The organism is Glutamicibacter sp. AOP38-B1-38 (assembly GCF_052377485.1).
Classification (GTDB): domain Bacteria; phylum Actinomycetota; class Actinomycetes; order Actinomycetales; family Micrococcaceae; genus Glutamicibacter.
In genome coordinates, this window is sequence record NZ_JBQSWU010000105.1 from 1 (window position 1) to 360 (window position 360).

Below are 360 nucleotides of genomic sequence, written 5' to 3' on the forward strand. Positions count from 1 at the left end.
ACGGCGGTTGATGGCGATGGCTGCGGCGGCGCCGCGTGCGCTGTGGTCGATGTGGATGCCGCGGTCTTCGTGGTCGCGGATGACTGTTTTTTCGTAGTGGTAGGCGAGTTTGGCTTGGGCGGCGCTGCAGCTGGCTTTGAGTCGTTCGAGGTCGTCGATGGTTTGGGTGAGGGTGGCTTGGTTGCCGTGTTCCAGGATGGTGGCTAGGCGGGTGTTGAGGTCCTCGATGAAGGGCATGGGTTGGTCTAGGACGCCTGGGGTGGGTGGCCTGGGTGGGGGCTGGGTTTCGAAGTTTTTGTTGGCTTCGGTGTGTTCTTCGAACATATTTCCACTGTATAGGGGTGGTGTGGAGGGTTTGGG

The 360-nt window shown here is 60.6% G+C and carries 1 pseudogene; it reads right to left on the bottom strand.

What is annotated here, in order from left to right:
- Positions 1-324, bottom strand: a pseudogene (locus ACT3TP_RS18795) (hypothetical protein); the annotation flags it as partial.
- Positions 325-360 lie beyond the last annotated feature (36 nt).